7 protein-coding genes and 3 pseudogenes are annotated in these 15,380 nt (G+C 67.1%); 2 read left to right on the top strand and 8 right to left on the bottom strand.

The window, feature by feature from the left end; all coding sequences use genetic code 11:
- Positions 1 to 198: 198 nt before the first annotated feature.
- Positions 199 to 1,920 (bottom strand): ubiquinone-dependent pyruvate dehydrogenase, encoded by a 1,722-nt coding sequence (gene poxB, locus ABIC51_RS00210; protein ID WP_060373292.1) that lies wholly within the window; start codon positions 1,918 to 1,920, stop codon positions 199 to 201.
- A 250-nt stretch (positions 1,921 to 2,170) separates the two neighbouring features.
- Positions 2,171 to 2,698 carry an Lrp/AsnC family transcriptional regulator gene (locus ABIC51_RS00215; RefSeq protein WP_027789923.1) on the bottom strand — a complete coding sequence of 176 codons (528 nt, stop codon included), beginning with the start codon at positions 2,696 to 2,698 and terminating at the stop codon, positions 2,171 to 2,173.
- 163 nt (positions 2,699 to 2,861) lie between these two features.
- Here ABIC51_RS00215 and mdeB point away from each other — a divergent pair, with 163 nt between their 5' ends.
- Entirely contained in the window at positions 2,862 to 5,588 is a 2,727-nt protein-coding gene (gene mdeB / locus ABIC51_RS00220; protein ID WP_175898662.1) for an alpha-ketoglutarate dehydrogenase, read from the top strand.
- 59 nt (positions 5,589 to 5,647) lie between these two features.
- Here the strand turns inward: mdeB and ABIC51_RS00225 are convergent.
- Together ABIC51_RS00225 and ABIC51_RS00230 are read right to left on the bottom strand one after the other, a co-directional pair.
- Positions 5,648 to 5,761 (bottom strand): annotated as a pseudogene (locus ABIC51_RS00225) (RES family NAD+ phosphorylase); the annotation flags it as partial.
- Positions 5,762 to 5,887: 126 nt separating this feature from the next.
- The gene (locus tag ABIC51_RS00230) at positions 5,888 to 6,388 is read right to left on the bottom strand and encodes an Lrp/AsnC family transcriptional regulator (RefSeq protein WP_027789925.1); all 501 of its coding nucleotides are present in this window, start codon (positions 6,386 to 6,388) and stop codon (positions 5,888 to 5,890) included.
- A gap of 191 nt (positions 6,389 to 6,579) precedes the next feature.
- Between ABIC51_RS00230 and ABIC51_RS00235 the strand changes: the two genes are divergently transcribed.
- Positions 6,580 to 7,596 carry a 1-aminocyclopropane-1-carboxylate deaminase gene (locus ABIC51_RS00235; protein ID WP_175898660.1) on the top strand — a complete coding sequence of 339 codons (1,017 nt, stop codon included), beginning with the start codon at positions 6,580 to 6,582 and terminating at the stop codon, positions 7,594 to 7,596.
- A 320-nt stretch (positions 7,597 to 7,916) separates the two neighbouring features.
- On the opposite strand, the pseudogene ABIC51_RS00240 reads toward ABIC51_RS00235, so the two are convergent.
- The 4 genes and pseudogenes from ABIC51_RS00240 to ABIC51_RS00255 form a co-directional block, all read right to left on the bottom strand.
- A pseudogene (locus ABIC51_RS00240) lies at positions 7,917 to 10,921 on the bottom strand (ATP-binding protein).
- Between the two features lie 80 nt (positions 10,922 to 11,001).
- Complete coding sequence (locus tag ABIC51_RS00245; protein WP_027789927.1) at positions 11,002 to 11,661, bottom strand: response regulator; 660 nt, start codon at positions 11,659 to 11,661, stop codon at positions 11,002 to 11,004.
- 338 nt (positions 11,662 to 11,999) lie between these two features.
- Complete coding sequence (locus ABIC51_RS00250) at positions 12,000 to 12,188, bottom strand: hypothetical protein (RefSeq protein ID WP_027789928.1); 189 nt, start codon at positions 12,186 to 12,188, stop codon at positions 12,000 to 12,002.
- 119 nt (positions 12,189 to 12,307) lie between these two features.
- Positions 12,308 to 15,377, bottom strand: a pseudogene (locus ABIC51_RS00255) (ATP-binding protein).
- Between the last annotated feature and the right edge of the window lie 3 nt (positions 15,378 to 15,380).

Below are 15,380 nucleotides of genomic sequence, written 5' to 3' on the forward strand. Positions count from 1 at the left end.
ACTTCATGGAACAGGGCTACGGCGACACGGGGCTTCGGCATGCGCATCCTCCTGGACGAATCGGTCCGTCGCGGGAAGCGCGACGATCAAATCGATTCTAGGAAACGCAAACTTAAGGCGACGTGAAGATTGACCCTGATTCCCCTGATCAATTCGTACCGGATCAACGGCCGACGCCCGCCCCGTGCGCGGCGCGTCTCACCGCAGGTTGGTTCTCGCCAGCTCGACGATCTCGTCGCCGCGCCCGCTGAGGATCGCGCGCAGCATGAACAGGCTGAAGCCCTTCGCATGCGCGAGTTCGATCTTCGGCGGCATCGCGAGCTCGTACTTCGACGTGACGACGTCGACGACGGCCGGCCCGTCATGCGCGAACGCCGTGCGCAGCGCTTCCTCGACGTTCTCCGAGTGCTCGACCCGCACGCTGAAGATGCCCGCACCCTTCGCGATCGCCGCGAAATCGGTCGGGCTCAGGTCGACGTTCGTATCCAGATAGCCGGCCGCCTTCAGCTCCATCGACACGAAGCCGAGCAGGCTGTTGTTGTACACGACGATCTTGACCGGCAGCTTGAGCTGGCGTGCGGTGAGCAGGTCGCCGAGCAGCATCGACAGGCCGCCGTCGCCGGACAGCGACACCACCTGCCGCCCCGGATGCGCGCCCTGCGCACCGAGCGCCTGCGGCATCGCATTCGCCATCGAGCCGTGATTGAACGAACCGTGCAGCTGCCGCTTGCCGTTCATCGTCAGGTAGCGCGCGGCCCACAGCGTCGGCGTGCCGACGTCGGCCGTGAAGATCGCGTCCTCCGCCGCGACTTCGTCGACGATCTTCGTCAGGTATTGCGGATGAATCGCGCGGCCCGGCGGCTCGGCCACCGCGAGATCGTCGAGCCCCTTGCGCGCGGCCGCGTAGTGCTTCAGCGCATTCTCGAGGAAACGCCGCTGCGTCTTGCGCGTCAGGCGCGGCAGCAGCGCCGCGATCGTTTCCTTCACGGTGCCGACGAGACCCAGCGCGAGCGGTGCACGATGGCCGAGCTGCGAGCCTTTCCAGTCGATCTGCACGACCTTCGCGTTCGACGGATAGAACGGCCGGTACGGGAAATCCGTGCCGAGCATCAGCAGCGTGTCGCACGACTCCATCGCGTGATAGCCCGAGCTGAAGCCGATCAGCCCCGTCATCCCGACGTCGAACGGGTTGTCCCATTCGACGAACTGCTTGCCGCGCAGCGCATGCACGACCGGCGCGCCGAGCGTGTCGGCCAGCGCGACCACCTCGTCGTGCGCGCCCTGCGTGCCGCTGCCGCACAGCAGCGTGACCGCGTCGGACGCGTTGAGCAGCGCCGCGAGCCGATCGAGATCGGCGTCGGCCGGCAGGATCGACGGCGGCGCCGATTCGCTCCAGGCCGGCGCTTCGTCCGGGCCGTCGCCCAGCGCGATGTCGCCCGGCAGCACGATCACCGCGACGCCGCGCTCGTCGATCGCGGTGCGCATCGCGCGCGCGAGCACGCGCGGGAACTGCGATGCGTTCGTCACGAGTTCCGCGAAGTGGCTGCACTCGCGGAACAGCTCCTGCGGATGCGTTTCCTGGAAGTAGCCGAGGCCGATCTCGGTCGACGGGATGTGCGCGGCAATCGCGAGCACCGGCTGATGATTGCGGTGGCAGTCGTAGAGGCCGTTGATCAGGTGCAGGTTGCCGGGGCCGCAACTGCCCGCGCACACCGCGAGCCGCCCGGTCGACGCGGCATCCGCGCCGGCCGCGAACGCGGCGCTTTCCTCGTGCCGCGTATGCATCCAGCGGATCGAGCCGATCTGGCTCAAGCTGAACGACAGGCCGTTCAGGCTGTCGCCCGTCACGCCCCAGATACGCTCGACGCCCGCTGCCGCCAGCGTCTTCGCCAGGTATTCCGCCATCGTCTGTCTAGCCATCATGCCCTCGCTCGTTGATCGGTCGTCACACGATTGATCCGACAACGGCAGCCGCCGTTGCCGCTGACGGGACGAGCATACGCGATCGTGCCGCGCGGCGTCGTGACGATGCAAGCGCCCTGCACGCCGCTGCGGCAGCGATCCGTCGCGCCGCACGCGGCGCCTTTCGACGGTGTCGGGCAATCGTCGGCGCTTTGTCATGGTTCCGATTGCAGTCGGAAACCGCGCAGGGGCGCCTGCGGCTCCCCGCTCAGCTCCAGTCGGATGCCGCCTCGTCCGGATCGACGAGCGTCAGTCCGGACGCCGGCAACGGCAGCGCGGTCTTGTAGCGCACCTGCTTCAGCGCGAAGCTCGACCGGATGTTCGATACGCCGGGGATCGTCGTCAGGCGCTCGATGATGAAACGCTCGAGCGTGCGCATGTCGGGCATCACGACGCGCAGCAGGTAGTCGGCGTCGCCCGACATCAGGTAGCACTCCATCACCTCGGGCCGCTGCGAGATCGCTTCCTCGAAGCGCTGCAGCGCGTCCTCGACCTGCTTTTCGAGGCTGACCTGGATGAACACGTTGATCCGCAGCCCGAGCGGCTCGGGGTCGAGCAGCGTGACCTGCTGCCGGAACAGCCCGAGCTTCTCCAGCGCGCGCACGCGGTTGAAGCACGGCGTGGCCGACAGGTTCACCGCACGCGCGAGTTCCGCGTTCGTGATCCGCGCGTTCTGCTGCAGCTGGTTCAGGATGCCGATGTCGATGCGGTCGAGCCGCCGCGGGTTTGAACTCATGGTCGAAATATTCCGGAAGAGTGGCCACAACCGGAATATTTACACTATCGGCGAGCGAAATCCCAATGAAATCAGACGCATATTTTGCAGATCGGCGGGTAGCATGATCCGACCGATTGCCACTGATGCGCGCCGCTTCGAACCGGCGCGCGGGAGACCTGCGATGACGGACCTGTCGAACGGTATCGATGCCACGCGGCGCGCGGGCGCCGCTCACGCCGACGCCGACCCTGAAGAAACCGCCGAATGGCTGGAGGCGCTCGACGCCGTCGTCGCGCACGTCGGCAAGGAGCGCGCCCAATACCTGCTCGGCCGGCTCGCCGCGCATGCGCACACCCGCGGGCTCGCGGCGCCGCGCGGCCCGGTCACGCCGTACGTGAACACGATCGCCGCGCACGAGCAGCCGCCCTATCCGGGCGACGCCGATCTCGAGGAACGGCTGTCCGCGGCACTGCGCTGGAACGCGCTCGCGATGGTCGTGCGCGCGAACCGGGCGTACGGCGAGCTCGGCGGCCACATCGCGAGCTACGCGTCGGCATCCGACCTGTTCGAAGTCGGCTTCAACCACTTCTTCCGCGCGGCACCGGCCGGCGCGGGCCATGAAAGCGGCCCCGGCGGCGATCTCGTGTACTTCCAGCCGCATTCGTCGCCGGGCGTCTACGCACGTGCGTATCTCGAAGGCTTTCTCGGCGAAGACCATCTCACGCACTATCGCCGTGAAATCGCCGGGCCCGGGCTGTGTTCGTATCCGCACCCGTGGCTGATGCCCGACTTCTGGCAGTTCCCGACCGGCTCGATGGGCATCGGCCCGATCAACGCGATCTACCAGGCGCGCTTCATGCGCTACCTGCAGCATCGCGGGCTCGCGAACACCGCCGGCCGCACCGTGTGGGGCTTCTTCGGCGACGGCGAGATGGACGAGCCCGAATCGCTCGGCGCGCTGTCGCTCGCCGCCCGCGAGGGGCTCGACAACCTCGTGTTCGTGATCAACTGCAACCTGCAGCGGCTCGACGGCCCGGTGCGCGGCAACGGCCGCGTGATCGACGAACTCGAGGCGCTGTTCGCCGGCGCCGGCTGGAACACGATCAAGGTGCTGTGGGGTTCCGACTGGGATCCGCTGTTCGCACGCGATCACGCGGGCGCACTCGCGCGCGCGTTCGCCGATACCGTCGACGGCCAGTTCCAGACCTTCTCCGCGAACGACGGCGCGTATAACCGTGCGCGCTTCTTCAGCCGCGACCCGGCGCTCGAGGCGCTTGCCGCGCAGCTCACCGACGCCGAAATCGACCGCCTGCGCCGCGGCGGCCACGACGCACGCAAGCTGCACGCCGCATATGCGCGCGCACTCGCCCATCGCGGCCAGCCGACCGTGATCCTCGCGAAGACGATGAAGGGTTACGGGATGGGTTCGGCCGGCCAGGGCCGGATGACGACCCACCAGCAGAAGAAACTCGACGTCGACGACCTGAAGGCGTTCCGCGACCGCTTCCGGTTGCCGCTGTCGGACGGCGACGTCGAGCAGCTGAAGTTTTACAAGCCAGCGGAAGACAGCCCGGAAATGCGTTACCTGCATGCCCGCCGGGCTGCCCTGGGAGGCTATCTGCCCAGAAGGCGGATGGCGGCATCGAAGGGGCTGACCGCCCCTTCGATGCCGGCCTGGGGTGCGTTCGCGCTGGATGCGGCCGGCCGCGAGATGTCGACGACGATGGCACTCGTGCGCATGCTTGCCGCGTTGATCAAGGATCGCGAGCTCGGCCCGCGCATCGTGCCGATAGTGGCCGACGAAGCACGCACGTTCGGCATGGCGAGCCTGTTCCGGCAGGTCGGCATCTACTCGCCGCTCGGCCAGCGCTACGAACCCGAGGATCTCGGCTCGATGCTCTACTACCGCGAGGACACGCGCGGGCAGATTCTCGAGGAAGGGATTTCGGAAGCCGGCGCGGTGTCGTCGTGGATCGCCGCGGCGACGTCGTACAGCGTGCACGACCTGCCGATGCTGCCGTTCTACATCTACTACTCGATGTTCGGTTTCCAGCGCATCGGCGACCTGATCTGGGCGGCTGCCGACCAGCGCTCGCGCGGCTTCCTCGTCGGCGCGACGTCGGGCCGCACGACGCTCGGCGGCGAGGGCCTGCAGCACCAGGACGGCAGCAGCCATCTCGCGGCGTCGACGATTCCGAACTGCCGCGCGTACGACCCGGCGTTCGCGTACGAAGTCGCGACGATCGTCGATGCCGGCATGCGCGAGATGGTCGAGCAGCAGCGCGACGTGTTCTATTACGTGACCGTCATGAACGAGAACTACGCGCAGCCGTCGATGCCCGGCGACGATCCGGCCGCGCGTCGCGAAGGCATCCTGAAGGGCATGCACCGGCTGCCGGCCGAGTCGAACGCGACCGCGCGCGTGCAGTTGCTCGGCGCGGGTGCGATTCTCGGCGAAGTGCTCGCCGCGCAGCGGATGCTGAAGGACGACTGGGGGATCGATGCGGCTGTCTGGAGCGTCACGAGCTTCAGCGAATTGCAGCGCGACGGGATGGAAGCCGAACGGCTGTCACGGCTCGGCGACGGCCCGGCATCGTCGTATGTCACGCGGATGCTCGAAGGCACGCACGGCCCGGTGGTCGCCGCGACCGACTACGTGCGCTCGGTGCCCGAGTTGATCCGCGCCTACGTGCCGCGCCGCTACGTGACGCTCGGCACCGACGGGTTCGGGCGCAGCGACACGCGCGATGCGCTGCGCGCGTTCTTCGAGGTCGATCGCGCGAGCATCGTGCTCGCCGCGCTGAAAGCGCTGGCCGATGACGGGGAACTCGATGCGGCTATCGTGCGAGACGCACGCGAGCGTCTCGGCAAGACCTCGCCTCCAGGCGTCGCGCCGTGGCAGCGCTGACCGAGTGACGCGACCGGGCTGCAGCCGACGACGATTCGTCGACCAAAGCAATTCTTTGATCAACCAAACAGGCGGGGATCCGGCACGAACGCTTCTTTGCCGATCACTTTCACACTTGAAGCAAAATCCGCATGCAGCGGGTTCAGCAGCAAGTTGAAATCGGTCGGGCAAACGTGTGGTTGCTGCCATGGCGACTCCCAAATGGGTTGATTCAAATTCCCATTTGATACTCCCAATCGGGAGTTTTCAATCGACCAAACGGCATATCCGTCACCAACGGGAATCGACGGCGCTCCGCGCTACACCGGCAACGCGTGCGTCGACAGAATCTCCTTGAGCACCATGAACGAGCGCACCTGCCGCACGCCGGGCAGGTACAGCAACTGTTCGGCATGCAACCGGTTGAAGCTCTCGTTGTCGCGCGTGCGGACCAGCATGAAGTAGTCGAATTCGCCCGTCACGACGTGGCACTCGACACACCCCGACACTTTCTGTGCGGCCTTCTCGAATTCGGCGAACGCCTCCGGCGTCGAGCGATCCAGCACGAAGCCGATCACGACCAGCATCCCGGCACCCAGCGGCTTCGGGTCGAGCAACGCGACGATGCCGCGAATCAATCCCATCTCCTTCAACCGCTCGACGCGCCGCAGACACGCCGGCGCGCTCAGCTTCACCTTCGCGGCGAGGCTCACGTTCGAAATCGACGCATCCTGCTGCAACTGCCGCAGGATCGCCCGGTCGATGCGATCGAGCGCCGGCGCGGCGTCGGCCGGGGATGTGCTGCCGCGATCTAATTTCATTGCGTCTCCCATCCGTTTCACGAATCAAAATTATCTCGACTATCCATATCTCATCGATAACGTAGGTCGTCGCCATTTATTTCGCAAGCTCATTTCGCACCGTCCTGCCTATCATTTTTCCATCGGGACACGACGTGCGAGCAGCACCCGACCGATCCGGTTTCCTGCCCACCTTCCCTCGGAGCTTGTCGATGAACCTGCAACGTTTCCCCCGTTATCCGCTCACGTTCGGCCCGACCCCGATCCAGCCGCTCAAGCGCCTGAGCGCGCATCTCGGCGGCAAGGTCGAGCTGTATGCGAAGCGCGAGGACTGCAACAGCGGCCTCGCATTCGGCGGCAACAAGACGCGCAAGCTCGAATACCTCGTGCCCGACGCGCTCGCGCAAGGTGCCGACACGCTCGTGTCGATCGGCGGCGTGCAGTCGAACCAGACGCGCCAGGTCGCGGCCGTCGCCGCGCATCTCGGGATGAAGTGCGTGCTCGTGCAAGAGCACTGGGTCAACTATGAAGACCCTGTGTACGACCGCGTCGGCAACATCCAGCTGTCGCGGATGATGGGTGCCGACGTGCGGCTCGTCGCCGACGGTTTCGACATCGGCATTCGCCGCAGTTGGGAAGAAGCGATGGAGAGCGTCCGGCAGTCGGGCGGCAAGCCGTATCCGATACCGGCCGGGTGTTCCGAGCATCCGCTCGGCGGGCTCGGGTTCGTGGGCTTCGCGGAAGAAGTGCGGGAACAGGAAGCGCAGCTCGGCTTCAAGTTCGATTACATCGTGGTCTGCTCGGTCACGGGCAGCACGCAGGCGGGGATGGTCGTCGGCTTCGCGGCCGACGGACGCGCGGATCGCGTGATCGGCATCGACGCGTCGGCGACGCCCGAGCGCACGCACGAGCAGATCACCCGGATCGCACGGAACACGGCCGAGCTGGTCGGGCTGGGGCGCGATATCGAAACGAAGGACGTGGTGCTCGACACGCGCTATGCCGGGCCGGAATACGGACTCCCGAACGATGGCACGCTGGAGGCGATTCGTCTGTGCGCGCGGCTGGAAGGCATGCTGACCGATCCCGTCTATGAAGGGAAATCGATGCACGGGATGATCGACAAGGTGCGGCGCGGGGAATTCGAGCCGGGGTCGAAGGTGCTGTATGCGCACCTTGGCGGGGTGCCGGCGTTGAGTGCTTACGCGGAGATCTTCCGCAACGGCTGATGGGTATCCGAAGTCGATCCGGCGCGCGATGGGCCAATTCCACGCAATGATGCAGCCGCCTCCGGCATCCGCCGGCGGCGCAGTCATGCCGGATAACCGGTTGTCGAGCGCCGTGCCGTTCTGCGCGGCGGCCTGTCGGCCTGTCGGACCATCGCCGCGCCCATCATGGCGTTCGCGCGTCAGTCCATGAATACGATCGACCGGCGAGCGCGTACCTCTCGACGATCCAGTGCGCACGACTGCGCAGCGTCCGCGGTCGTCGGCCGTCCACGTCGCAAGCCTCTCCCGCCGTCGCGCCGGCAAGCACGGCGTCGTTCCGTTCAGTCGCCGGGCAATCTCGACAGCGCAGCCTCCACCTCCACGCGCATCGCCGGCCATTCCGGCTTGAGCGCATCGACACCGCCCGCGGCCAGCGCACGCTCGCCTCTCGCGCACGCATCGCTCGCGTCTGCGTCGCCGGCCAGCGCGAAGCCGCCTCGCATCGAATGCAGCTCGCCCTTGAGGCAATCGTCGTCGCCGCGCAGCAATGCGGCGTCGATCGTCGCCAGCGAGCGCAGCGTCGCGGCACGCAATTGTTCGCGCATCTCTTCCGTCATCAACGACACCTGCCGGTCGTCGCGATCGACCGCGTGCAACGCCGTCGCGCCGCGCCCCCCGTGGCGCCGCAACACCGCATCGAGCGCATCGATCGACAGCGGCTTGAGCACGACCTCCGCGACGCCAACCTGTGCGCACCGCCGACGGTCCTCTTCGGTCGCGTGCGCGGTCATCGCGATCACGGGTACCGTCGCCCCCTGCTCGCGCAGGAAGTTCGCCAGCGCGAAGCCGTCGAGTTCGGGCATGCCTAGATCGGTCAGCACGACATCGAACGACTGCGAAAAGTACGCACGCATCGCCTCGACGCCGTTCGTGACGATCGTCGCATCGTAGCTCAGCGCATCGAGCTGATCCCGCAACAACACGCGGCTCGCCGGGTGATCTTCCGCGACGAGCACGCGCAGCGGCACGCCGCCGTCCGGGCGCGTCGGCCACGCTGGCGTCGTGGCGGGTTCGTCGTCGAACGCAACGCGCCATCCGGACGGCGCCCTCGCCAACGGCAGCGATGCGGTGAAGGTCGTCCCCGCACCCGGTTGGCTGTCGACCGTCAGCGCACCGCTCATCAGGCGCGCGAGACGTCCGCAAAGCGGCAGCCCCAGCCCCGTGCCGCCGAAGCGCCGGTAAATCGACGGATCGGTCTGCACGTACACATCGAACAGCGCCGGTAGCGCTTCCGCAGGAATGCCGATGCCCGTGTCGCGCACCGAGATTTCGACGCCGTGCTGCCGGCCGGAAGCGACGGCCGGCAGCGCGTCGATCGTCACGCTGCCATGCTCGGTGAACTTGATCGCATTACTGACAAGGTTCGACACGATCTGGCGCAGGCGGGTCGGATCGCCGACGTAACCGTCGGCCAGCCCCGGCGCGACACGGCATTCGAGTACGAGCCGTTTCGCTTCGGCGAGCGGACGAAAGATCGCCGCGACGTCGAGCAGCACGGCTCGAAGGTCGAACGGCACGGCTTCCAGCACCATCTGGTTGGATTCGGCCTTCGACAGGTCGAGCACGTCGTTGATCACGCGCAGCAGTGCGTCGGACGACGACATGACCGTCTGCAGCCGACGCTGTTCGGTCGATGGCAATGCCGCACGCGCCATCAATTCGAGATTGCCGACGATCGCGTTCAGCGGCGTGCGAATCTCGTGGCTCATCGTCGCCAGGAAGGTCGACTTCGCCTTGTTCGCGTCGTCCGCGGCTTCGCGTGCCTCGCGCAGCTTGTCCTCGGCCTGCTTGCGCGCGGTGATGTCGGTCAGCGTACAGAGCAGTACATCGACGCCGCGATAGCGGGTACGGACGATGTGCGCCGCAAGGTAGGCCGCCCCGCCATCGGCGCGGTCGACCGACAACTCGTGCGTGACGACGCGCGGCTTCCGACCGCCCGCGATACTGTCGCGGTATGCCTGCCAGATGCGCTTGCCGAGCGACGGCGCCATGCCGGCGCCGCCATAAGCCTGTGCGGCCTCGTTGCGCGCCATCGTGTCGCCGTTGGCCAGCGCCAGCAGCATGATGCCGGCCGGCGCCGTGCGAATCAGCGTGCGGTTCAGCGCCTCGCTTTCGATCAGCCGGATCGCGCGGCGGTTGGCAGGGCGCAGCGCGCGCCGGTCGAACATGACGATCGCGAACCACACCGTCCCGATCGCGAGCAACGCGAGACCGGTTGCGATACCCAGGCGGACGGCCACGTCGTCGAACAGGCCGCGCCACGAATACGTCGCGGTCAGCACCTCGCGGAACCCCGGCATGCGGTCGCCGATGACGATACTCGTGCCGACACGGTGTGCGGCGGCCCGCTCGCCACCGGCCGCGCGCGCATAATCGAGCGCGCGGGCGGTCAGCGCGGGGGCAGCCTGCCGGCCGGTCAGGACATTCGTGTTCGAATCGACCAGTGCATAGTCATGGCCGGAGGACGAGGCGCGCAGGATGTCGTCGATCTCCGGCCGCGCGACGACGACAAACCATGCGACCGGCTTGCCCTGGCTGTCCCGCACCGCCTGCGCGAACCGCAGCACGGACCGCCCGAGCAGCGGATCCTGCCGCCGGTCCAGAAAAATCTGCCGATTGCCGGGCGCGGCAGCCGCCGATACATACTCGGCCGGCGGCTGCAACTGCCGGATCAACGCCTTCACGTCGAAACCGGCCGGCAGCGCGAGCGTCGCCTTCACCAGCGGATACCCGGCCACGATGACGAAGTCGCCGTCCGGATCGATCAGATATCCGCCCATGCCCGGGTCGCCGGGCTGCCTCGGCGGCATGACACCCGTCTTCTCGACCGGCTCGAGAAACGCCGCAAGAAACGGCGCGTAGGCCCCCCTGGCCGGGGCGACGGATCGGCCGCGAACGCGGCCACCGCCACGCGTCCCGTGTGTCCGAGAACGGCCAGCCTGCCGCGATCGTCGGCAAACCGCTTGAGTGCATCGGACGGCGCGGTCGGCAAGTGCCGGGCCATCAACTCGAGGTTTTCGACATAGCGATTCTGGAGCGCCCTGACCACCTCCATCTCCGCGAGCAGGTCGGCCTTGCGTAGCAGGAACTCGGAACGGTCACGCGCAACCGACTCCTGCAGGTCGAGCTGCGCGACCAGTGCCGCGCAGACCAGCACGAACACCGTGATCGCCACACCGCTTCCGTACAGCAACCATTGCTGCTGGCGTCGCACGCGCCCCGGTTCGAACGGCTTGCGGCCCGCGGCCGCGGCATGCGCGATCAGCGTTTTCAGTTTGGTGGGCATAGGTGTCGTCGAAGTCGTCTCGGCACCGGCACCGCGTCATGCGTTGTCCGGGTCACTCGGTACTGTCCGCCGGGCGCCGTTCATGCACCGGCCTCGGGCAAGTCGGGCAGATGGCCCTCGCTCGCATAGCGAATCAGATCGGCATCGCGAACGATACCGAGCTTCTTCATCGCGCTCGATTTCCGCGAACTGATCGTCTGCTTGCTGCGATGAAGCTGGACGGCGATCTCGCCGACCGTCAGGCCGGCCCCGTAAAGCCGCACGACTTCGATCTCGCGGGCGGTCAGCGTGCGGACACCCGCCGACGGCTGGCAATCCTCCAGCAGCTTCTTGACGAACGGAGACAGATAATTGGCACCGACGAAAGCCGCATGCACCGCGCCGACCAGATGCGAAATCGCATCGGACTTGCTCAGGATGCACCCGACACCCTGCTTCTGGATCGCGAGCAGCACGCTCGGGTTGTCGATCATCGTGATCGTCACGAGGCGAAGTGCCGGGTAGCGACGCTGGAGGAAGGACAGCAGTGAAAGACCGTCGCCATACTTGCCGCCGGGCATGACGTAGTCGACGACGAGCACGTCGCTTTGCTGCTCGTCGAGCATCGCCACGAGATCGGTCGAATTCGAGACAGTGCCGAGCAGCTTGATCGTGCTGCTGCCCGCGAGCGCCTGCGACATTCCGAGTGCGGACGAAGGATGATCGTCCGCCACCATCACTCGCACAAAAAATTCATCCATTTATCTTCGTCTCCCGATACACGCGGCCTGACGTGCCATGTTGTGCGACGCGCCGGGACTTGAATCGATCCCGCAACACGGTCGCGTCACGGCGTTCGGCGAACCCGGCGGTGTGCAGCGAAATTTTAAGATAATAGACGGGTTCCGCGGCGGCTCTGCGCTCCGGCGTGGCGGCCTGTACCCGCCACGATCCGACGCACATGCCATCACGCACGCAGACGCGCCCGGCGTGACGTTACGGGCCGAACCGTCGAGAGTCCGCCGCCCATGCACGTCCGATCGGCGGCGCCCCCACGCCGTCGATCCATCCCGTCCCGCAAGGCGGCCGAAGCCGCGCCCTAATGCTTGACCGCGGTTTTGTCCTGCTCACCAGACCTGTCATCCGCGACGTGCTGCCACTCGGTGATGGCCCGCCGCTTCTGCGACGGCGACATCATCATGAATTCGTTCAGCTTCGTCAGGAAATCCCGTCGGGATTTCTCCGGCAACGTCGCGAATCCAAGCAGCAGCCCGAACACCTTTCCCATATAGCGCACTGCCTTACCCTTCCTTCTTCAGTCGAATTCACGCGGCATCGAAGCAATGCGGCGTATCTGCCTTCCCTGTTCTGACGCAGGCGATCTACGTCGCCGATGCGCCGCCATTTCTAGCGTCCCGGCCAGTGTGCCGCCGCAGCGGCCATTACGCCCGAAGCAAGCCGCCCGTCCGCCGCGCCCGCGGGCAACACGATCCCGCGCCGCCGCGCGATGCGTACGAGGCCGCGGCGCAGGTCGGCCAGCGTTACCGGCTTGGTCAACACGCACGCGACGTTCGATGCCGCGTAGCGCCGGGCATCGTCGGGCACCAGATGCGATGCCACGACGATCATGTCGCACGGCAAGGCGCGCGCATGAACGGCTTCCGCCAGTTCCCGGGCCGACATGTCGGGCAGGTCGGCACCGAGCAGCAGCACGTCCCACGTGCCGTTCGCGAGCGTGTCGAGCGCCGCGCCGCCGGACGACACGCACCGGACCGTGCAACCGAGCACATCCAGCTGCTCGCGGAAAATCGACCCGTTGACCGCCGCATCGTCGGCCACCAGCACACGCGGCACACGCGCACTGGAGGCCGGCAACAACGGCTGCCAGAAATCGGTCGCGCGCCCCGGCCCGCGCGGCGACTCGGCGGTAGCGACTCGCGCCTGCGCGATCGCCATGCACAGCCCGTTCAGCGAATAACTCGACACGCGGATCGTCCGGCCCGCGACATCCGGCTGCAGCGGGCCGTCCGGCGTAGCCAGCACGACCGGCGTCTCCCCGCCAAGACTGTCGAGCTCTTCGCGTCGCCATTGGTCGGAGTCGCCGAAGAGCACGATCGCGTGTGCACGCGCGAGGCACCCGGCGGCAATCCCGATCGGACTCGGATGCATCGCGACGTCGAAACCCCATGCCCGCAGATGGGGAAATGCAAAAGCACGCCACGCGTCCTCCGGCGACACGACGATCAGCGTCCGGCCGGCACCCGCGCCGGCCGGGGATTTCGGCGCAATGCCCGTGTGCAGCGGCAAGCGCACGGTGAACAGGCTGCCGACGCCCGGCGCGCTGTCGACCGAAATCGTGCCGCCCATCGCTGCGACCAGCCGATCGCACAGCGCGAGCCCGAGCCCCGTGCCGCCGTAGCGCCGCGTGATCGATGCGTCGACCTGCGAGAACGGCTTGAACAGCCTGTTCTGCTGCGCGAAGTCGATCCCGATGCCGGTATCCTCGATGCCGATCGCGATCTCGGGCGCACCACGCGCACTCCGCCCGACCGCCACACGCGCGACGATACGCCCGTCGCTCGTGAACTTGATCGCGTTGCTCAACAGGTTGCCGACCACCTGTGCGAGCCGCGTCGGATCACCACGCATCCGCTGCGCGCCGCTCGCATCGATATCGGCGAACAGCGGCAACCCTTTTGCCTTTGCGACCGGTGCGAAGGCCGCGAGCTCGCGTTCGATCACCGCGATCACGTCGAACTCGATCGACTCGACCGACATCGCGCCAGCTTCGATCTTCGAGAAATCGAGCACGTCGCTGACGATCGCGAGCAGCCCTTCGGCCGACGCGCGCAACGTCCGCACGCGGCTCTGCTGCGATGCGTCGAGCGCCGTGCGCTCGAGCAGCTCGAGGTTGCCGAGGATCACGTTGAGCGGCGTGCGGATCTCATGGCTCGTCGCGGCGAGAAACGACGACTTGGCCGCATTCGCCGAATCGGCCGCGCGCACGGCTTCCTCGAGCTGGCGAACGAGGCGGCGCTGCGCGCTCGTGTCGGCGAACGTCGCAATCAGCACGTCCTCGCCCTGATAACGTGCGCTGTGCGCGATGACCTCCAGGTGCAGCGGCGCATCGCCGCGTGCATCGAGCATGAGTTCGGTCGTCATCGTCCGGCCTGCCCCGCCGTTCGCGACGAACGCGTCGTACTTCTCGAGTACCTGCGCGGACAGCGCATGGTGATCGCCTTCATGCGGCAGCAGCATCTGCGTGAGCGCGTCGCTCGCGAGCATCACGCGCCGGTCGGACAGCGACACGAGGCCGATGCCGACCGGCGCCATCGCGATCACGCTGCGGCACAGCGCCTCGCTGTCGAACACGCGGGCCGAACGTGCATACACAGGCACAAGCACGCGCCGGTGAAAGCGCACGAGCAGCAACCACATCACGACGATCGCAACGAGGGTCGACGCCGCGAGCGCGCCGGCCTGCACGCCGATGCCTGCCACCACGTCGCCCCACGACAGCGCATAGGCGATCGTCCAGCCGGTTGCCGCGAGCTTGCTGCTGAACACGATCGCGCCGTCGCGAAAGAGCGGCTCGGCGGACACGGCGCCACGATGCGCGACATCGAGGTTCAACAAGCGCTCGGTGAGTGCGTTCGTGCGTTCGACGTCGGGATCGATCGCGATCAGCCGGTTGTCCGCCGACGTGACGAAGAACGTGCCGGCCAGGGCCCGCCCGGGCAGCCATGACAGCAGGTATTCGGGTGCGTATTCGGTGACCAGCACCGCGAACGGCTGGCCGGCGGCGCGCGCCTCGGCGGCAACGCGGATGCGCACCTGCCCGGTGACGGGGTTGACGTAGGGCGGCAGCCAGCGGACATTCGGCCGACCGTCGTTCGGGGCCGGCGGCGAGCCGTCGAAATCGACGCGCAACGCATCGAGCACGTGCGCCGGCCGACGCCAGCGCGGGATTGTCGCGCGTCAGGTGCGGCACGAGGCCGAAGACGCCCGTGCGCGTGCTGTAGTGGTAACCCTCGAGCGTGCGCCCGCGATTGAGCGAACTCGCCGCGCAGATGCGCGACAGCAGGAACGACAACGCGAGATAGCGCGCGACCTCGTCGCGCTGCGCCGTTTGCCCCGGCACGCCGACCACGAGCGACGGATACGGCTTGATCGCGAGCTGCTGGCCGTCGGCGAAGAACGTGTGCACGACGTCGGCCGGCGCCGCGCCGATCTCTCGCCAGATGAGTTGCGTATTCGTGACGCCGTTGCGGAACGACGTCTCGGCCACCTGTATCTCGTCCGAGGCTTCCTCGACACCGTTCAGGAAATTGCGCCGCTCGCCGTCCAGATAGCCGTAGACGATCGACGTGATCCCGAGCCCGCAGGCGATCAGGATCAGGATCGTGACGACGATGCCGCCCCCGAACATCGAAATGCTCTGGTAGCGGCGAATGGACTGAAGCGTGCTGTATGGCATGAC

Origin of the sequence: Burkholderia sp. 572, from assembly GCF_040545135.1 — a bacterium.
GTDB lineage: Bacteria > Pseudomonadota > Gammaproteobacteria > Burkholderiales > Burkholderiaceae > Burkholderia > Burkholderia cepacia.